Annotated in this window: 15 protein-coding genes; 5 read left to right on the forward strand and 10 right to left on the reverse strand. The window is 68.5% G+C overall.

The window, feature by feature from the left end; translation table 11 throughout:
• The first annotated feature begins 88 nt into the window (after window positions 1–88).
• Window positions 89–1,447, forward strand: a complete 1,359-nt coding sequence (gene glmU, locus BMZ25_RS02225; protein WP_092687700.1) for a bifunctional UDP-N-acetylglucosamine diphosphorylase/glucosamine-1-phosphate N-acetyltransferase GlmU — start codon at window positions 89–91, stop codon at window positions 1,445–1,447.
• Entirely contained in the window at window positions 1,447–3,261 is a 1,815-nt protein-coding gene (gene glmS, locus BMZ25_RS02230; RefSeq protein ID WP_092687703.1) for a glutamine--fructose-6-phosphate transaminase (isomerizing), read from the forward strand. The genes glmU and glmS overlap by 1 nt, the downstream gene beginning before the upstream one ends.
• A gap of 6 nt (window positions 3,262–3,267) precedes the next feature.
• On the opposite strand, the gene BMZ25_RS02235 is transcribed toward glmS, so the two are convergent.
• Together BMZ25_RS02235 and BMZ25_RS02240 are read right to left on the reverse strand one after the other, a co-directional pair.
• Window positions 3,268–4,896: an AMP-binding protein gene (locus tag BMZ25_RS02235; protein WP_092687706.1), complete on the reverse strand. Its 1,629-nt coding sequence runs from the start codon at window positions 4,894–4,896 to the stop codon at window positions 3,268–3,270.
• The gene (locus BMZ25_RS02240; protein ID WP_092687709.1) at window positions 4,886–5,368 is read right to left on the reverse strand and encodes a hypothetical protein; all 483 of its coding nucleotides are present in this window, start codon (window positions 5,366–5,368) and stop codon (window positions 4,886–4,888) included. The genes BMZ25_RS02235 and BMZ25_RS02240 overlap by 11 nt, the downstream gene beginning before the upstream one ends.
• 84 nt (window positions 5,369–5,452) lie before the next feature.
• Here BMZ25_RS02240 and moaA point away from each other — a divergent pair, with 84 nt between their 5' ends.
• Together moaA and BMZ25_RS02250 are read left to right on the forward strand one after the other, a co-directional pair.
• Window positions 5,453–6,460, forward strand: coding sequence for a GTP 3',8-cyclase MoaA (moaA, locus tag BMZ25_RS02245; RefSeq protein ID WP_092687711.1), 1,008 nt, complete (start codon window positions 5,453–5,455; stop codon window positions 6,458–6,460).
• A gap of 94 nt (window positions 6,461–6,554) precedes the next feature.
• Complete coding sequence (locus tag BMZ25_RS02250; protein WP_092687714.1) at window positions 6,555–7,610, forward strand: NAD(P)-dependent alcohol dehydrogenase; 1,056 nt, start codon at window positions 6,555–6,557, stop codon at window positions 7,608–7,610.
• A gap of 40 nt (window positions 7,611–7,650) precedes the next feature.
• Here the strand turns inward: BMZ25_RS02250 and BMZ25_RS02255 are convergent, their stop codons facing one another.
• Entirely contained in the window at window positions 7,651–8,808 is a 1,158-nt protein-coding gene (locus BMZ25_RS02255; protein ID WP_092687717.1) for a M20 aminoacylase family protein, read from the reverse strand.
• 23 nt (window positions 8,809–8,831) lie between these two features.
• Window positions 8,832–10,184 (reverse strand): NAD(P)/FAD-dependent oxidoreductase, encoded by a 1,353-nt coding sequence (locus tag BMZ25_RS02260; RefSeq protein ID WP_092688203.1) that lies wholly within the window; start codon window positions 10,182–10,184, stop codon window positions 8,832–8,834.
• 246 nt (window positions 10,185–10,430) lie between these two features.
• Between BMZ25_RS02260 and BMZ25_RS02265 the strand changes: the two genes are divergently transcribed.
• Window positions 10,431–11,849, forward strand: coding sequence for an MATE family efflux transporter (locus BMZ25_RS02265; protein WP_092687719.1), 1,419 nt, complete (start codon window positions 10,431–10,433; stop codon window positions 11,847–11,849).
• A gap of 5 nt (window positions 11,850–11,854) precedes the next feature.
• Here BMZ25_RS02265 and BMZ25_RS02270 read toward each other — a convergent pair whose 3' ends face one another.
• From BMZ25_RS02270 to BMZ25_RS02295, 6 genes are all read right to left on the reverse strand, one after another.
• Window positions 11,855–13,135, reverse strand: coding sequence for a DUF3422 family protein (locus BMZ25_RS02270; RefSeq protein WP_092687721.1), 1,281 nt, complete (start codon window positions 13,133–13,135; stop codon window positions 11,855–11,857).
• A gap of 128 nt (window positions 13,136–13,263) precedes the next feature.
• On the reverse strand, window positions 13,264–14,736 hold the full coding sequence (locus BMZ25_RS02275; RefSeq protein ID WP_092687724.1) for a mannitol dehydrogenase family protein: 1,473 nt from the start codon (window positions 14,734–14,736) through the stop codon (window positions 13,264–13,266).
• Window positions 14,737–14,745: 9 nt separating this feature from the next.
• The gene (locus BMZ25_RS02280) at window positions 14,746–15,525 is read right to left on the reverse strand and encodes an SDR family NAD(P)-dependent oxidoreductase (protein ID WP_092687727.1); all 780 of its coding nucleotides are present in this window, start codon (window positions 15,523–15,525) and stop codon (window positions 14,746–14,748) included.
• Window positions 15,525–16,295, reverse strand: a complete 771-nt coding sequence (locus BMZ25_RS02285) for an L-iditol 2-dehydrogenase (protein ID WP_092687730.1) — start codon at window positions 16,293–16,295, stop codon at window positions 15,525–15,527. Before BMZ25_RS02285 ends, BMZ25_RS02280 begins: the two co-directional genes overlap by 1 nt.
• Window positions 16,292–17,296: an ABC transporter ATP-binding protein gene (locus BMZ25_RS02290; RefSeq protein ID WP_092687733.1), complete on the reverse strand. Its 1,005-nt coding sequence runs from the start codon at window positions 17,294–17,296 to the stop codon at window positions 16,292–16,294. The genes BMZ25_RS02285 and BMZ25_RS02290 overlap by 4 nt, the downstream gene beginning before the upstream one ends.
• Window positions 17,297–17,303: 7 nt before the next feature.
• The gene (locus tag BMZ25_RS02295; RefSeq protein ID WP_092687736.1) at window positions 17,304–18,134 is read right to left on the reverse strand and encodes a carbohydrate ABC transporter permease; all 831 of its coding nucleotides are present in this window, start codon (window positions 18,132–18,134) and stop codon (window positions 17,304–17,306) included.
• Window positions 18,135–18,137: the final 3 nt, after the last annotated feature.

Raw genomic sequence — 18,137 nt, forward strand, 5'->3', positions numbered from 1 at the left:
CGCGCCGTAACCATCTTTGATCGCGCACCGACTTGTGGCACGCCGCATCGCAGTTAGAACGACACCAGCCAAAAAGAAAGAGCAGCCGATGTCCGCGACACTGATCGTCCTTGCCGCCGGCCAGGGCACCCGGATGAACTCCGACCTTCCGAAGGTCCTGCACCAGGTGGCCGGGGCGCCGCTCTTCGCGCACGCTCTGGCATCCGGTGCCGCGCTGTCGCCGGCCCGCACGGTGCTGGTCGCCGGGCACGGAATCGACCGGGTGCGCGAGGCGGCGGCGGAACTCGATCCCGAGATCACGGTCGTCGAACAGGCCGAGCAGCTGGGCACCGCCCACGCCGTCGCCCAGGCCCGCCCGGCGCTCGAGGGCGCGACCGGGGACGCGGTCGTGCTCTATGGCGACACCCCGTTCATCTCCGGCGAGACCCTGCGGCGCATGGCCGCCGCGCGGGCCGAGGGGCATGCCGTCGTCGTCCTCGGCTTCGAGCCCGTCGATCCCGCCCGCTACGGCCGGCTGGTGATGGAGGGCGACCGGCTGGCACGGATTGTCGAGTACAAGGACGCGAGCGAGGCAGAACGCGCGATCGGGCTGTGCAACTCGGGCGTGGTGATGGCCGACGCCGAGGCCCTGTTCGACCTGATCGACGCGGTCGGCAACGACAATGCAAGCGGCGAGTACTACCTGACAGACATCGTCGCCATCGCCAACGACAAGGGGCTCAGCTGCACGGCGGTCACCTGCCCCGAGGCCGAGACGATGGGCGTCAACACGCGCGGCGACCTCGTCCGCGCCGAGGCGGTGTTCCAGCAGGCGGCACGCAGCGCGGCGCTGGAGGACGGCGTCACCCTGACCGCGCCCGAGACCGTCTTCTTTTCGCACGACACGGTCGTGGGGCGAGACAGCGTGGTCGAGCCGAACGTCGTCTTCGGCCCCGGCGTGTCCGTCGAATCCGGCGCGACGATCCGCGCCTTCAGCCATCTCGAGGGCTGCCATGTGGGCAACGGCGCGGTGATCGGACCCTACGCGCGCCTGCGTCCCGGCGCAGAGCTGTCGAACGACGTGCGCGTGGGCAACTTCGTCGAGATCAAGAGCGCCCAGATCAGCGACGGCGCCAAGGTGAACCACCTCAGCTATATCGGCGATGCCAGCATCGGCGCGGGCACGAATGTCGGCGCGGGCACCATCACCTGCAATTACGACGGCGTATTCAAGCACCGGACCGAGATCGGCGAGCGGGCGTTCATCGGCTCGGACACGATGCTGGTTGCGCCGGTCAGCATCGGGGACGAGGCGATGACCGCCAGCGGCTCGGTAATCACATGCGACGTGCCCGAGGGTGCGCTGGCGCTGGGACGCGCCCGGCAGGTCAACAAGGACGGCCTGGCGCGCCGGATGTTCGAAAGATTGAAATCTCTTAAAGCCAAATCCACAAAACAGGTGAAATAATGTGCGGAATTGTCGGGGTGCTCGGCACCCACGAGGTATCGCCGATCATCCTCGAAGCGCTGAAGCGGCTGGAATACCGCGGCTACGACAGCGCCGGGATCGCGACGGTCCGGGGCGACGGAAAGCTCGACCGTCGCCGGGCGGTGGGCAAGCTGGTGAACCTGTCCGACCTGCTCGTGCATGAGCCGCTGTCGGGCAAGGCAGGCATCGGACATACCCGCTGGGCCACCCACGGCGCGCCATCGGTCGAGAACGCGCATCCCCACAAGGCCGGCCCGGTCGCCGTCGTTCACAACGGCATCATCGAGAACTACGCCGAACTCAGGACCGAGCTGGCCGCCGCCGGCTACGCCTTCGAGACGCAGACCGACACCGAAACGGTCGCACTGCTGGCCCAGAGCTTTCTCGAGTCCGGCCTCCCGCCGCGTCGCGCCGCCGAGGCGACGATGGCGCGGCTGACGGGCGCCTTCGCCCTCGCCTTCGTGTTCGACAACGAGCCCGACCTGATGATCGCCGCACGACGCGGCTCGCCGCTGGCCATCGGATACGGCGATGGCGAGATGTATCTCGGCTCGGACGCGATCGCTCTGGCGCCCATGACCGACCGGATCACCTATCTCGAGGAAGGCGACATGGCGATCCTCACGCGCGAGGGCGCCACCATCCATGACGGCGAGGGCCACGAGGTCGCCCGCGCGATCAAGCAGATCGCCATCGACCCGACCCAGCTGGAAAAGGGCGGCCACCGGCACTGGATGTCCAAGGAGATCGCCGAGCAGCCCGGCGTCCTGGCCGACGCGATCGCGCATTACGCCTCGGAAGACGCGATCAAGCTGCCGCAGGACATCGACTTTTCCGGGATCGACCGCGTGGTGATGATTGCCTGCGGCACCGCCTTCTATGCCTGCCAGACCGCGAAATACTGGTTCGAGAAGATCGCCCGCCTTCCTGTCGAGGTCGATATCGCGTCCGAGTTCCGATACCGCGAGCCGCCGATCGGACCGAACACCCTCGCCGTCTTCGTCAGTCAGTCGGGCGAGACCGCCGATACGCTGGCTGCCCTGCGCTATTGCGCCGGCAAGGCCCGGATCGCCTCGGTGGTCAACGTCTCGGAAAGCTCGATCGCGCGCGAAAGCGATATCGCTCTGCCGATCCTCGCGGGGACCGAGATCGGCGTCGCCTCGACCAAGGCATTCACCTGCCAGCTGACAGTGCTTCACCTGCTCGCCCTCAAGGCCGCCAGGGACCGCGGCCAGATCGAGCCCGCCATCTTCGGCGAGATGCTGCGGGACCTGCGCGCCCTGCCCGGCCTGATCAATCAGGCCCTCGCCGTCGGGCCCGACATCCGGGAAACCGCGTTCGCGCTGTCCGAGGCCGAGGACATCCTGTTCCTGGGACGCGGTCAGATGTACCCGCTGGCCCTGGAAGGCGCGCTCAAGCTCAAGGAGATCAGCTATATCCACGCCGAGGGCTACGCGTCCGGCGAACTGAAGCATGGTCCCATCGCGCTGATCGACGACAGCGTGCCGGTGATCGTCATGGCCCCCACGGACGAGCTGTTCGACAAGACCGTGTCGAATATGCAGGAGGTGATGGCCCGCCACGGCCGGATCGTGCTGGTCACCGACGCCGATGGCGCGGCGACCGCGGGCAACGATACCTGGCGCGTCCTGACGATGCCGACGGCGCCGTCGCAGCTTGCCCCGATCCTCTACGCGATCCCGGCGCAGCTGCTGGCGTACCACACGGCCATCGCCAAGGGCACCGACGTGGACCAGCCGCGCAACCTGGCGAAATCCGTCACCGTGGAATGACGCCGCTCAGGCGCCCCGCTCGCGCAGGGTCCGCCGCATGATCTTTCCCGTCGCTGTCATCGGCAGCGACGGAACAGGCACGATGCGCCGAGGCGCGACATGGGGGCTGATCCTGGTGCGGACGCGGTCGATCAGCTCCTTCTCCAGCGCGGCGGGATCGGCGCCGTCGCGGAACACCACGAAGGCGGTCACGACCTCGGTCCGCACCGGATCGGGCAGGCCCACGGCAGCCGCCATCACGACCTGCGGATGCCCGGCCAGGCAACTCTCGATCTCGGTCGGTCCGATGCGGTAGCCCGACGAGGTGATCACGTCGTCGTCGCGCGCGACGAAACGGAAGGTGCCGCCTTCGTCGCAGGTCCCGAGATCGCCTGTCCGCATCCACTCGCCGGTGAACTTCTCTTCGGTCTTCTCGGGCTGGTTCCAATAGCGCAGGAACATCACCGGCGTCCCGCGCCGCACCGCGATCTCCCCGCTTTCGCCCGCGGGCGCCGGTTCCCCATCGGCATCGATCACCGCCACATCGTGCCCCGGCACGGCGCGCCCCATCGCGCCCGGCGGCGTGTCCTCGATCCCACGCGAGGTCGAGACCACGAGGTTGCACTCGGTCTGACCGTAGAACTCGTTCATCTTCAGCCCCAGCGCGGTCTCGCCCCAGTCCAGAAGCTCCGGCCCGAGGGACTCGCCGCCCGACCCAATCGAGCGGATGTCGACCCCGGCGGGAACGCTCGCCTGCCGCATCAGGCGCAGCGCGGTCGGCGGCAGGAACAGGTTGCGCACCGCGTGCCGGGCGATCAGGGCATAGGCCTCGTCGGGGTCGAACTTGGCGGCCCGGTGGCTGACCAGCGGCACACCGTAGTGCAGGCACGGCAGCGCCATGTCCATCAGGCCGCCGATCCAGGCCCAGTCGGCGGGCGTCCAGCCCCGGTCGCCCGGACTTGGGAACCACTCGTGGTGCAGCTCGATCGACGGCAGGTGTCCCAGCAGGAACCGATGAGCGTGCAGCGCGCCCTTGGGTGAGCCGGTCGTGCCCGAGGTATAGATCATCACCGCCGGGTCGTCCGGCCCCGTCTCGGCCCGGATCGGCGAGTCCGACGCCCGCGCCGTCTCGACCGGAAGGTCCAGGAACGGGGCCTGTGCGGCCCCCGTCACGCCGATTGTCGACACGCCCGGCAGCACGGCCGTCAGCGCCTCGACCTTGGGCAGGTTGGCGGGGTCGGTGATGATGGCAGCGGCGCCGCTGTCCTCCAGCCGGAACCGCAGCGCATCCTCGCCGAACAGGGTGAATAGAGGCAGGGCGATGGCGCCCAGCTTGTAGGCCGCGAAATGCGCAATCAGCACGTCGGGCCCCTGCGGCAGCAGGATCGCCACGCGGTCCCCTGCCGTGACGCCCCGCGCCTGCAGCACGCGGGCCAGCCGGTTCGCCGCGCGGTAGAGGTCGATGTAGCGCCACTCGCGCGCGGTCCCGTCGGCCGCCACGTCGATGACTGCGAGGCGGTCGGGCTCGCTCTCGGCCCAGCTGTCGCAGCAGCGCTCGGCGATGTTGAACCGCGTGGGAATCTGCCAGCGGAAGCGCGCGCGCAGGTCGTTCCAACCCGCGCCGTCCGCCGGCAGGACCGTGCGATCAGAGACCATAGACCCGCAGAGTCGGCAGGTCGGTCAGCGGGGCGTCGATGGTGCGCATGGCCCCCAGCGAGACCTGGCTGCCCGCGCCCGGCTCACCCCCGAGGGGACGCAGTTCGACACGGGCCGACTTGCCGTTCGCCGGATACACGATGCGACCGGGGCGCGTCGTGCTCACGAGCGGTGTCTTGACCCAGAGCCCCTGCTCCGTCGCCGCGCCAAGGGACGCCACGGTCTCGCCGAGAAGCTCTTCGCTCTCGCCGGCATCGGGCGGCGCACTGGCGGCGGCCCGCTCTTCGTCGGTCGTGGTGTCGAGCGCGTCGGCGGTGTTGCCGCCGCTGGTCGGCGCGGGGCTGCTCTGGGGCGCCGGTGCGGCGGCCGTCTGCTCGGGCCGCCCGCCGGACTCGCCGCCGTCGAACATGGATTGGACTTGTGCGCAGGAGGCCAGCGCGGCGGTGAGGGCAAGAAGCGAAACACGGGTCATGGCAGGAGCCTAGAGTGCACGCCGACATGCCGCAACGGCCACCGCACCTTGCGGCAGGGCGCCGCCGCACTTAGTCTCTGGCCCATGACAGACCGCCTGATCGATCCCTTCCAGCGGGCCATCTCGTATCTTCGCGTTTCGGTGACGGATCGCTGCGATTTCCGCTGTGTCTACTGCATGTCCGAGAACATGAGCTTCCTTCCCAAGAAGGAGCTGCTCACGCTCGAGGAGCTGGACCGCATGTGCTCGACCTTCGTCGGGCTCGGCGTGGAAAAGCTGCGGATCACCGGGGGTGAGCCGCTGGTGCGCAGGGACATCATGAAGTTCTTCCACGGCATGTCGCGGCATCTCGAGTCGGGCGACCTGCGGGAACTGACGCTGACCACCAACGGCAGTCAGCTGGCCCGCTTCGCGGACGATCTCTATGCCGCGGGCGTGCGCCGGGTGAACGTCTCTCTCGATACGCTTGACGAAGAGAAGTTCGCCAAGGTCACGCGCTGGGGACGGCTGCCGCAGGTGCTCAAGGGGCTCGACGCGGCGCAGAAGGCTGGTCTGCGGGTCAAGATCAACGCGGTCGCGCTCAAGGGCTTCAACGAAGAGGAACTCTTCAGCATCACCCGCTGGTGCGCCGAGCGCGACATGGACCTCACCTGGATCGAGGTGATGCCGATGGGCGATATCGGCAACGAGGATCGGCTGGGGCAGTACTGGTCGCTCGACGACGTGCGCGCGCAGTTGGCCGAGCAATACACCGTGACGGACCTCGCCGAACGCTCGGGCGGCCCGGCGCGCTATGTCCGGCTGGAAGAGACCGGGCAGAAGATCGGCTTCATCACGCCGCTCAGCCACAATTTCTGCGAAAGCTGCAACCGCGTGCGCCTGACCTGCACCGGCGAGCTTTTCATGTGCCTCGGGCAAGAGGACATGGCCGATCTCCGCAAGCCGCTGCGCGAGTTCCCAGACGACGACCGCGCGCTCGAGAACGCGATCCGCGGAGCCATCGCGCTCAAGCCCAAGGGCCACGACTTCGACTATTCCCGGCAAAAGCTCGACGGCCAGATGTCGCGCCACATGAGCCACACGGGCGGCTGAGGCGCCGGGTCACGCCCACGTGACGTCATGTTGGTCTCTCTGCCGCGCAGCCTAGGTGCTGCGCCGCAGAGTTTTTAACCAAGAAGAGGCCAGCATGACTGTCTCCGCTTACGGCGTGCCGCAGGAGCGCGCGCCGCTCGAACACATGAAGATCGACCGCCGCGAGACGCGCCCCAACGATGTCCGCATCGACATCCTCTATTGCGGCGTCTGCCACACCGACATCCATTTCGGTCACGACGACTGGGGCATGACGGAATTCCCGCTCGTCCCCGGCCACGAGATCGTCGGCCGTGTGACCGAGACCGGCAGCGACGTGACCCGCTTCAAGGAAGGCGATCTTGTCGGCGTCGGCTGCCTCGTCGACAGCTGCGGGCATTGCGGCTCGTGCAAGGACGGCGACGAACAATACTGCGAGAACGGCGCGGTGCAGACCTATAACTCGCCCGACCCGGTCTCCGGCGGGATGACGATGGGCGGCTATTCAACCAGTGTCACCGTGGTCGAGGATTTCGTCCTCAAGGTCTCGGAAAAGCTCGACACCAAGGCCGTCGCCCCGCTGCTGTGCGCCGGGATCACTAGCTACTCGCCGCTGCGCCACTGGAACGTCAAGAAGGGCGACAAGGTCGGCGTGATCGGTCTGGGTGGCCTGGGTCACATGGGCATCAAGCTGGCCGCGGCGATGGGCGCCGAGGTCGTGATGATCACCCGCTCGGCTGACAAGGCCGAGGACGCGAAGCGGCTCGGCGCCGACAGCGTGCTGCTCTCGGGCGACGAGAAGGCGATGGCAGCGGCGGCGGGCAGCTTCGACTTCCTGCTGAACACCATCCCCGTCAAGCACGACGTGAACCCGTATCTCACACTGCTGAAGAAGGACGCGACGATGACCATCGTCGGCTCCATCGACGGCACCGACGAGCTGTTCGGCGGCAACCTCGTGTTCGGCCGCCGGTCACTGGCGGGCTCGCTGATCGGTGGCATCGCCGAGACGCAGGAGATGCTGGACTTCTGCGCCGAGCACGGCGTGGTGCCGGATGTCGAGATGATCGACATCGGAGACATCAACGACGCATGGAAGCGCGTCCAGTCGTCCGAGGTGAAGTACCGCTTCGTGATCGACATGCAGTCGCTCAAGGCGCAGGCCGCCTGACCGACCCCTGGGAGGGGACCCTCGCAGGGCCCCTTCCCGCTCAGGTGATCGGCAGGCGCTGCTCGACGATCTCGGCCCACCATGAGCAGCCGGCGGGGATCGCCTCGTCGTTGAAGTTGTATTCAGGGTGATGAACCGCCGCCGTGTCGCCGTTGCCGACGAGGATATAGGCGCCGGGCCGCGCGTTCAGCATGAACGCGAAATCTTCTCCCCCCATGATCAGCGCGGCCTTGTCGCACTGCCCCGAGACCGAGCGCGCCACTTCGGCGGCAAAGTCGGTCTCGTCGGGGTGGTTGTTCATCACCGGATAGTTCCGGTCATAGCGCACCTCGGCGCTGCCGCCGAACGCCAGCGCCGTCTGTTCGGCGATCCGGGTCAGCCGCTCCTGCGCCAGGTCGCGCACCCGGTCGTCCAGCGTCCGCACCGTGCCCTTCAGGATCGCCCGCTGCGGGATGACATTGTAGGCGTTCGACGACGTCTCGACCGCGGTGACCGAGACGACGACCTGATCCACCGGATCGACGTTGCGGCTGGCGATGGTTTGCAGCGCCAGGACGATGTGGCTGGCGATGACCGTGGGGTCGATCCCCTCCTGCGGCTTTGCGGCGTGGCTGCCGCGCCCGGTGACGACGATGTCGAACACGTCGGTGGCGGCAAAGAACGGCCCCGGCCGGATCGCGAACCGGCCCGTGGGGATGCCGGGCCAGTTGTGCATGCCGTAGACCTCTTCGATCCCGAAGCGCTCCATCATGCCGTCCTCGACCATCTCGCGGCCGCCGCCGCCGCCCTCTTCGGCGGGCTGGAAGATCACCGCCACCCGCCCCGCGAAGTTGCGCGTCTCGGCCAGGTAGCGCGCGGCACCGAGCAGCATCGCGGTGTGCCCGTCATGGCCGCAGGCGTGCATCTTGCCGGGGGTTTCGCTGGCATAGTCGAGCCCGGTCGCCTCTTCGATCGGCAGCGCGTCCATGTCGGCGCGCAGCCCGATCGTCCGCCCCGTCGCGCGGCCCTCGATCACGCCGACCACGCCGGTGCGCCCCAGCCCCTCGACCACCTCGTCGCAGCCGAACGCGCGCAGCTTGTCGGCTACGAACGCGGCGGTGCGATGCGTGTCGAACAGCAGTTCGGGATTGCGGTGCAGGTCGTGCCGCCACTCCGTGATCTCCGGAAGCCAGTCGGCAAAGCGGTTCTTGACGGGCATGAAGGCTCCTTTCCGGTTCGGTGTCAGAGATGCGGACCCTGGCGCAGTTCGCTTCCGTCCGAGAACCGCGACAGGCGGAAGCGGGTGAGATCGTGACCCGGATCGCGGTCCATCGCAAGATCGGCGGCCACCCGGCCGACGCCCGGTCCGATGCCGAAGCCGTGCCCCGAGAGACCGGTCAGAACCACCAGTCCGGGCAGCGCCTCGCACCGATCAAGGATCGGCACCAGGTCCGGCATCGTGTCGATCAGCCCCGCCCACGCCCGCTTGATGCGGATCTCGCCCAGTCCGGGGAACGCGGCGCCGAACCGCCGTGCCATCTGCCGCACCTTCGCGCGGTTGGGCGGCGGGTCCAGGACGCGGCAGCGCTCGAACGGCGATGCTTCGTCGGGCTGCCAACGGCGCGGCGTGCTCCAGGCGTCGGGCCAGCCACGGGGCGCCCACGGGCGATAGGCCGTGCCCAAGGGGTCGGCCATCAATTGCCTGCGAAAGGACGGCAGCGCGCGAAAGGCATCGGGGCCCACGAAGATCTCGTGATACGAGGACGGTGCCAGCGTGTAGCCGCCGTCCTGCCGCCGCCGGAACGCCAGCCGATCATCGGCGGCCCCGCCCCGACAGAACTCGGGCAGCGCTTCGGTCGCCGCCGCCGTCGAGCGGACGGAAAGCTGCGGGATCGGCACGCCATGCGCCCGCAGGAACAACGAGGACCATGCCCCTCCGGCCAGCACGACGCGCGAAGCGCGGATGCGGCCATGCTCGGTGACGACGCCGGTGATCCGGCCGGCCTCGACATCCAGCGCGCGGGCGGCGCAATCCTCGCGCACGCGGACGCCGGCCCGCACCGCCAGCCGTGCCAGCGCCGGGACGGCGACCCACGGCTCGGCCCGCATGTCGGACGGCGTGTAGAGCGCGCCCTGCCAGCGTGCGGCCGCGTCGGGAAACATCTCGGCGGTTTCGCGGGCCGAGAGCATGCGGGTGTCCAGACCATGCTCCCGCGCATGGGGCAGCCAGCTTTCATAGCGCCCACGGTCGGCCTCGCGGCGGATCAGGTAGACGGTGCCCGTGCGTTCGAGCCCGAGATCCTCGTTCGTCTCGGCGGCAAGCTCCTGCCAGCGCCGGTTCGCCTCCATCACCAGCGGCAGCTCGTCGGGATCACGGCCCTGCTGGCGGATCCAGCCCCAATTGCGCGAGGATTGCTCGCCGGCGATGCGCCCCTTTTCGATCAGGACGACGCTCTGCCCTGCCCGCGCGGCGTAGAGCGCCGCGGTCACCCCCGCGACGCCGCCGCCGATCACGACGAGGTCCGCCGCTTCAGGCAAGGCCCCGCCATGTTCGACCGGCTGCGCGGCCGAAACCGGCCCGGTCGGCCCGGTCATCGCCCACGCCCCGAAGCTGTTGCGGCTGCGGCGGTTTTCGCTGTCATCGGCCTCTCCCACGCTCAGGCCCGACCGTGGTGCGCCCGGCGCCGCACGAGGTCAAGGCTCCGCACCGCGGCCGCGCGCCCGATCGGACAGCCATCGCCCCGCTGCCCGATTTTCGGGCGACGACCGCGTCGGGCCCGGCGTCTCGGAACCGCCCTGCCACCGGTCCGTTGGCCTCGGTCCGAGGAAGGGGAGCGCCCGATGCCGACCGACCGAGATCTGACGACCGGCCCGATCACGCGCGCGGTCCTGTCGGTCTCGGCGCCGATGTCGGTGGGCATCTTCGCGGTGCTGAGCGTCGGGCTGGCCGACGCCTATTTTCTGGGCCGCCTCGGCGAGGCGCAACTGGCGGCGGTCGGCTTTCTCTATCCCGTGACCACCGCCGTCACCTCGCTTGCGATCGGACTGTCGGCCGGCGCAACCGCGGCCTTGAGCCAAGCGATCGGCCGCGGGGACGACAGGCGCTCCGTCGCTCGGATGGCGCTGCACGCGCTTGCCTTCGCGGTGGTGCTCGGCATCGTGGCCGGCGGCGTCATCTGGCTTGCGACCGGCCCGCTCTTCGCCGCGCTCGGCGCGGGACGCGAAGTCGCGACCGAGATCCGCGCCTACATGGGCTGGTGGTGCGTGTCCTTTCCCGCACTTGCGGCCATGATGACGGTGAACGCGGTGTTCCGCGCCCATGGCAACGCGGCAAGCGCGGCGATAATCATGACCTCGGTGGCGGCGGTGAACGTGGCGCTGGACCCGGTGCTAATCTACGGGTTCGGGCCGATCGCCCGGCTGGGCACCGGCGGCGCGGCGATCGCCACCGGGATCGCGCGCGTGCTCTCGCTCGCCGCCGGCCTGATCTGGGCCGCGCGGCGAAACTACCTTTCCTGGGATACCGCGCCGTTCAGAGGCATCGGCCGCTCGCTCCGCCGGATCGTCGAGGTCGGCCTGCCCGCCGCCGTGTCGAACGCGATCAACCCGGCGGGCATGGCCATCGTCACCGGTGCCGTCGCGACCCTGGGCGAGACGGCGGTCGCCGGGTTCGGGGCGGCGACGCGGGTTCAGACCCTAGCACTGGTGCCGGTTCTGGCGCTGTCCTCGGGGATCGGGCCCGTTGTCGGCCAGAACTGGGGCGCCGCGCAGGTCGGGCGCGCGCAGAGGGCGGTGCGCTTCACCTTCCTGCTGTGTCTCGTCTACGGGCTGGCGCTGGGGGTTCTGCTGGCGGTCTTCGCCGAGCCGCTGTCGGCCATCTTCGCCTCGGCCATCGGAGACGCCACCTTTGCCACGACATACCTGCGCTGGGTCGGGTGGACGCTGTTCGGCTACGGCGTCCTCGTCACCGGGAACGCGGCGATGAACGCCCGGTCCCGCGCCGTGTGGTCTATGGGGATGAGCCTGTCGCGGATCTTCGTCCTTTACGTGCCCCTGGCCTGGATCGGCGTGTCGGTCGCAGGGTTCGCGGGCATCGCCGCGGCGGCGGCCACGGCCAATGTCGCGGCGGCGGTGGCCATGGTCTTCGCCGCCCGCGCCAACCGGCTCTGGCCCGGCGCGCTCGGTCTGGCCGAGCGGCCGAAGGGCACGATCGAGGACGCGCCGGGTCAACTCAGCCATACCGGGCCGACGGCTGGCTGAGCCCCCTACTCCACCTTGCGGCGGATGCGGCGGATCACCATCCAGACGGCCAGCACGACAAGCGGCGTGATCATCGCCGTGCCCACCGGCTTGGACACGCCAAGCGGTCCGAGCGCGGGGTGAACGAAGTAACTGACGAGGTTCACCGCGTAATAGCTGATCGCCACCACCGACAGCCCCTCGACCGTCTTCTGCAGGCGCAGCTGCAGGTCGGCGCGCTGGTCCATGCTTTCGAGCAGCTTCTGGTTCTGCGCCGAGCGTTCGACATCCACGCGCGTCCGCAACAGGTTGCCTGCGCGGATCGCGCGCTCGGACATCTCGTGCAGGCGCTTCTGCGTCGCCGCTACGGTCCGCATCGCCGGGTCGAAGCGGCGCATCATGAACTCGCCGAAGGTCTGCCGCCCCTCGAAGCGTTCCTCGCGCAGGACACGGGTGCGCTGATTGACCAGCGCCTCGTAGGCCTCGGTCGCGCCGAAGCGGAACGACGTCTGCGCCGACAGCGTCTCGAGTTCGGCCGACACGCCCAGGAGCGACTTGAGCGTCGTATCGGGCCGGCTGACGTCGCCGGTCATGTCGGTCATCAGGCGGGTCAGTTCGCCGTCGATCTCGGACATCTTCGGCCCCAGCTCGCGCGAGCGCGAGAGCCCGAGCATCGACATCGCCTTGTAGGTCTCGATCTCGCACAGGCGCTGGACGACGCGGCCGATCCGGCGCGGCCCGGCCTCGGGCTGGGCGAAGACGGCCATACGCATGTGCCCCGCGGGGTCTATGCGGAAGTCGCCGGCGATCACCGCGGTGTCGTCGAGCACGCGGCTCACGGCGAGGCTTTCGGGCACGAACCAGTCGTCGATCCGCTCGCGCATGGTTTCGGCCGGTGGCGCGGGCTCCACCCGGATCAGCGCCGAGGTGATGCGGGTGCCCGGCGCGTCGGCAAGCCAGTCCTTCGGATAGACCTCGAACATGGCGGGGTCGAAGGGGCGCTCGGCCACGCCGTTTCCGAAGACGGTGTAGGTGACGAACTCGGTGTGCTGCTCCCACTTGAGATCGTACTTGCCGATCCGACCGAAATAATGCGTGGCGTCCGGTTCGGGATGGGCCGCGCCGAACCGGTCGAGCATGGCGATCAGGTGCGCGCGGTCGGCGTCGCGGTCGCGGCCGGCGGCGTTGCGCGGCTGTTTCACCGCCAGGTAGGCGGCGAAACAGGGCGCTTCGAGAGTGGGGAACGGGCGTGCGTGAAGCTCGTTGGCAAGCTTGTACCGCAGCGGATGGTCGTCGAGGGGGCTCATCGCCGCTCCGTGTCTGGATTCCCGAAGCAGGCTAACGCCCGCCGACACCGTGTAAAGCTGCAACCCGCCGCGGTGTCAGTCTATTTCGGCATACAATCCGCCGACGCGGCCGCGCCGAGGCGCCCCGATCACCCCCCCTGGACGTAGGCGCGCAGGGTGTCGCGGACGCCGTCACGCTCGATCCGGGACAGCGCATCGGCGAAGGCGTCGGCAAAGCGGCGATCCTCGCCGAGGGTGCCGAAGATGTCGCCCTGGCGCAGGAAGGCGCCGGCATCCGTCTTCGACGCCTGCGCGGCGGCGCGAAGCTGCTCGGCGCGCGGATCGTCGAGATGGATGTCGCGCCCCGCCTCGTCCTGCCCGCGGCAATAGGTGCACCAGAGCGCGACCTCCAGCGCCAGCCCGTCGAACCGCTTGGAGTCGCGAAGGGCCTCACGCACCGCCGGAAGAATGAACTTGGGCTGGCGGTTCGAACCGTCGAGACAGAGCCGCGCTATCGTGTCGCCGACCTTGGCGTTCGCGAACCGCTCGGCCACCTTGTCGCGGTAGGCGCCGTAGTCGACGCCGGGGATCGGCTCGAGCGTCGGCATCAGTTCGCGGGTCTCGAGCGCGTGCAACCAGGCGGCCACGTCCGGATCCGCCATGCCCTGATCGGCCAGCTCGTGCCCCAGAAGCGCCGAGGGATAGGCGATCGCCGCGTGGCCCCCGTTGAGGATCCGCAGCTTCATCAGCTCGTAGGGCAGCACGTCCTCGACGAACTCCACGCCGACCTCTTCCAACGCCGGGCGCCCGGCGGGAAAGTGATCCTCGAGCACCCACTGGCGGAACGGCTCGCAGACCACCGGCGCTGCGTCCTCGATGCCGAACTGGTCCCGCACCATCGCCAGTTCGCGCGGGGAGGTGGCGGGCGTGATGCAGTCGACCATGCCGTTGGGGAACGCGACCTCGGCCTCGATCCGCAGCGCGAGGTCGGGATCGCACAGCCGGGCATATCCCAGTACGGCCTGCTTCGTCGCGTCGCCGTTCGACGGGATGTTGTCGCACGACATGACGGTAAAGGGCTGCACCCCCGCCTCGAACCGCCGCGTCAGGGCGGCGCAGATCTGGCCGAACACGGTCTTGGGCCGCGAATGGCCCGAAAGGTCGGCCTGGATGTCGGGATGCGCCTCGTCGAACCCGCCGGTGTCAGCGTCGATGTAATAGCCGCCCTCGGTCACGGTCAGCGACACGATGCGGATCTCGGGGTCGGCCATGCGCGCGATATTCGCCTCGGGCTCCACCGGCACGAAATCGGCGATCGTTCCGACCACCCGCGCCGACAGGCCGGCGGGGTCCAGTTCCACCACGGTATAGAGCCAGTCCTGCGCGGCCAGCCGGTCGCGCATCCGCGCGTCGCCCTCGCGCACGCCGGCACCGACCAGCCCCCAGTCATGGTCGCGGCCCGAGGCGAACAGCCGGTCGAGATAGACCGCCTGGTGGGCCCGGTGGAAGTTGCCGACACCCACATGCAGGATGCCGGGCTTGAGGCTGGACCGGTCATAGCCGGGCCGGGCCACCTCCTGCGGCAGCGAGCCGAGGGTGGCAGCGGAAAGCGCTTCTGTCATTGGACCTCCTCAGACGGTCTTGAGCATCCCGCCGTCGACATGGACGGCGCTTCCGACCGCATAGCTGGCGCGCTCGGAGCAAAGAAAGACGCAGAAATCGGCCACTTCGTCGACACTGGCGAAGCGGCGGATCGTGGCGTGTTCGTCGGCGACCTCCTGAAGATAGTCCTCCCACCGGTCGCCCTTGAGTTCGCGGGCGGTGTTTTCCCAGTCAGGGGTGCGCACGAGACCCGGATTGACCGTGTTCACGCGGATGTTGCGGTCGATCAGTTCCGCCGACAGGCACTTGCCGAACATCATCATCGCGGACTTGGTGACGTTGTAGATCGGCTCGTACCACAGCGGCTGCACGGCGCAGATCGACGCGTTCATCAGGATGGCGCCGCCGCCCTTGTCCGCCATCTGCGCCGCCAGGCCGCGCGACAGACGTACAGCCGCCATCACGTGCAGGTTCCAGAAGTCGAGCCATTTCTCGTCGGGCGCGTCCATCACCGTCTCGTTCGATCCGGTGCCCGCGTTCGACACGAAGATGTCGGCCCCGCCCATCTCTGCCGCGGCCCCGACGATGGCCTCGCACCCCTCGGCGGTGGCCACGTCCGAGGCGACGCCGCGTGCCTCCACGCCGAACTCGGCCGCGATGTCGGCGGCGGCTTCATCGACCGCCGAGCGGGTCCGCGCGGTGACAATCACGTTCGCGCCCTCTCGGGCAAAGCCGCGGGCGATGCCCAGGCCGATGCCCTTGCTGGCCCCGGTCACGACGGCGAGTTTTCCGTTCAGTCCCAGGTCCATCAGCTCATCCACTGTCCGCCGTCGACGTTGTAGCACTGCGCCACGATGTAGTCGGCCTCGGGGCTGGCCAGAAAGATCGCCATGCCGGTCAGGTCCGCGGCGGTGCCCATGCGGCCGTAGGGCACACTGTCGCCGACTTCCTTCTTCTTCTGCCCCGGCGCCTTGTTCTCGTACTTGGCGAAGAAGGCATCGACACCGTCCCAGTGCTCGCCGTCGACCACACCGGGCGCGATGGCGTTCACGTTGATGCCGTGCTCGATCAAGTTCAGACCCGCCGACTGGGTCAGCGAGATGACCGCCGCCTTGGTCGCGCAATAAACCGCGACCAGCGGCTCGCCCCTGCGGCCCGCCTGGCTGGCCATGTTGATGATCTTGCCGCCACCGCCGCGGGTGATCATGTGCCGGGCCACGGCCTGCATGGTGAAGAGCGTCCCCGCCACGTTGACCGAGAACACCTTGTCGTAATCCGCGCGCTCGATCTCGACGATCGGTGCGGCCGTGAAGAGCGCGGCGTTGTTGATCAGGATGTCGATCCGGCCCATCCGCTCGGCCGCCTCGGTGACGGCGGTGTCGATGCTGTCCTGACGGGTGACGTCCATCTCGACGGCGATCGCGGCGGGGCCGATCTCGCCCGCCGCCTTGCGGGCGGCGTCCATGTCGATGTCGGCGATGGCAACGCGGGCGCCCTCGGCGACATAGGCCTTGGCGAAGGCCAGGCCGATCCCGCGTCCGGCGCCGGTGATGAGTGCGGTCTTTCCTTCCAGCCTCATGAGATGCGCATCCCCTCTCCGTCGAACCGGTGTATCTTGTCCTCGACCGGGGTGAGATGGACAGTGTCGCCGTGGCGCAGCGTCACCTCGCCGTCGGCGCGGACGGTGATCGTCTCGGCCAGTCCGGTCTCGTGGATGTGCAGAAACGTGTCCGAGCCGAGATGCTCGGCGACGCCCACCTTGCCGGTCCACTTCCCGCTCTCGGTCGACAGCGCCATGTGTTCCGGCCGCACGCCGATCGTGGTCGCGTCATAGGCGCGGGCCGGCTCTCCAGCGATCAGGTTCATGGTGGGCGAGCCGATGAAGCCGGCGACGAACAGGTTGCGCGGATGCTTGTAGAGATCGAGCGGCGAGCCGACCTGTTCGATCAGGCCGGCGCGCAGGACGACGATCTTGTCGGCCATCGTCATCGCCTCGACCTGGTCGTGTGTGACGTAGATCATCGTCGTCTCGAGCCGGTTGTGCAGCTCGGAGATCTCGAGCCGCATCCCCACCCTGAGCGCCGCGTCGAGGTTCGAAAGCGGCTCGTCGAAGAGGAACGCCGCCGGTTCGCGGACGATGGCGCGGCCGATGGCGACACGCTGGCGCTGGCCGCCCGACAACTGACCCGGCCGCCGGTCGAGATAGTCGCTGAGGTTCAGGACCTTCGCGGCGTTGTCGATCCGGCGGTCCTGCTCTTTCTGGTCCATGCCCGCCATGCGCAGCGGGAAGGCGATGTTCTTGCGCACGCTCATGTGCGGGTAGAGCGCGTAGGACTGGAACACCATGGCCAGTCCGCGTTTCGCGGGCGGTGTCTCGGTCGCGTTCTTGCCGTCGATGCGGATCTCGCCGCTGCTGACGTCCTCGAGGCCGGCGATCAGGCGCAGCAACGTGGACTTGCCGCAGCCCGAGGGGCCGACGAAGACGACGAACTCGCCGTCCTCGATTGTCAGGTCCAGCGGCGGAATGACCTGCACGTCGCCGAAGCTTTTGGTGATCTTGTCGAGCGTTATGCGTCCCATGTCGGTCTCACTTCACTGCGCCGAATGTCAGGCCGCGCACCAGCTGCTTCTGGCTGAACCAGCCGAGGATCAGGATGGGCGCGATCGCCATTGTGGAGGCCGCCGAAAGCTTTGCATAGAACAGGCCCTCGGGGCTGGAATAACTGGCGATGAACGCCGTGAGCGGGGCGGCGTTGGCCGCGGTCAGGTTCAGGGTCCAGAACGCCTCGTTCCAGGCCAGGATCACGTTGAGAAGGAAGGTCGAGGCGATGCCGGGCAGCGCCATCGGCGTGAGCACGTAGAGGATCTCGTAGCGCAGCGTCGCCCCGTCCATCCGCGCCGCTTCCAGGATCTCGCCGGGAATCTCGCGGAAGTAGGTGTAAAGCATCCAGACGATGATCGGCAGGTTGATCAGCGTCAGCACGATGATCAGTGCGACCCGCGTGTCCAGAAGCCCGGTGTTGCGGAAGATCAGGTAGATCGGGATCAGCACGCCCACCGGCGGCAGCATCTTTGTGGAGAGCATCCACATCAGGACGTTCTTGGTCTGCTTGCCGGGCACGAAGGCCATCGCCCAGGCCGCGGGCACGGCGATCACCAGCCCGAGGAAAGTCGATCCGAGCGAGATCACGACCGAGTTCAGGAAGTGCCGCCCGTAGTTCGAGCGGTCCTGCACGGTGGTGTAGTTCTCGAGAGTCCAGTTGAAGTTGAAGAGAGAGGGCGGCGTCGCCACCGCCTCGGCCTCGGTCTTGAAGCTCGTCAGGATGGTCCAGAAGATCGGGAAGAAGATCAGGATCCCGATGGTCCAGGCCAGGGCGGTGACGGCGGCTTTGCGGCGGGTTGAAACAGCGCGTGCCATGGC

It is taken from the genome of Tranquillimonas rosea, assembly GCF_900111315.1.
In the GTDB taxonomy this organism is placed as follows: domain Bacteria; phylum Pseudomonadota; class Alphaproteobacteria; order Rhodobacterales; family Rhodobacteraceae; genus Tranquillimonas; species Tranquillimonas rosea.

Coding starts and splice junctions, on each gene's coding strand:
- BMZ25_RS02250 (WP_092687714.1), top strand. CDS start 6,555: ATGACTGTCTCCGCTTACGGCGTGCCGCAGGAGCGCGCGCCGCTCGAA.
- BMZ25_RS02275 (WP_092687724.1), bottom strand. CDS start 14,736: ATGACAGAAGCGCTTTCCGCTGCCACCCTCGGCTCGCTGCCGCAGGAG.
- BMZ25_RS02270 (WP_092687721.1), bottom strand. CDS start 13,135: ATGAGCCCCCTCGACGACCATCCGCTGCGGTACAAGCTTGCCAACGAG.
- moaA (WP_092687711.1), top strand. CDS start 5,453: ATGACAGACCGCCTGATCGATCCCTTCCAGCGGGCCATCTCGTATCTT.
- BMZ25_RS02240 (WP_092687709.1), bottom strand. CDS start 5,368: ATGACCCGTGTTTCGCTTCTTGCCCTCACCGCCGCGCTGGCCTCCTGC.
- BMZ25_RS02290 (WP_092687733.1), bottom strand. CDS start 17,296: ATGGGACGCATAACGCTCGACAAGATCACCAAAAGCTTCGGCGACGTG.
- glmS (WP_092687703.1), top strand. CDS start 1,447: ATGTGCGGAATTGTCGGGGTGCTCGGCACCCACGAGGTATCGCCGATC.
- BMZ25_RS02280 (WP_092687727.1), bottom strand. CDS start 15,525: ATGGACCTGGGACTGAACGGAAAACTCGCCGTCGTGACCGGGGCCAGC.
- BMZ25_RS02295 (WP_092687736.1), bottom strand. CDS start 18,134: ATGGCACGCGCTGTTTCAACCCGCCGCAAAGCCGCCGTCACCGCCCTG.
- BMZ25_RS02265 (WP_092687719.1), top strand. CDS start 10,431: ATGCCGACCGACCGAGATCTGACGACCGGCCCGATCACGCGCGCGGTC.
- glmU (WP_092687700.1), top strand. CDS start 89: ATGTCCGCGACACTGATCGTCCTTGCCGCCGGCCAGGGCACCCGGATG.
- BMZ25_RS02260 (WP_092688203.1), bottom strand. CDS start 10,184: ATGACCGGGCCGACCGGGCCGGTTTCGGCCGCGCAGCCGGTCGAACAT.
- BMZ25_RS02285 (WP_092687730.1), bottom strand. CDS start 16,295: ATGAGGCTGGAAGGAAAGACCGCACTCATCACCGGCGCCGGACGCGGG.
- BMZ25_RS02235 (WP_092687706.1), bottom strand. CDS start 4,896: ATGGTCTCTGATCGCACGGTCCTGCCGGCGGACGGCGCGGGTTGGAAC.
- BMZ25_RS02255 (WP_092687717.1), bottom strand. CDS start 8,808: ATGCCCGTCAAGAACCGCTTTGCCGACTGGCTTCCGGAGATCACGGAG.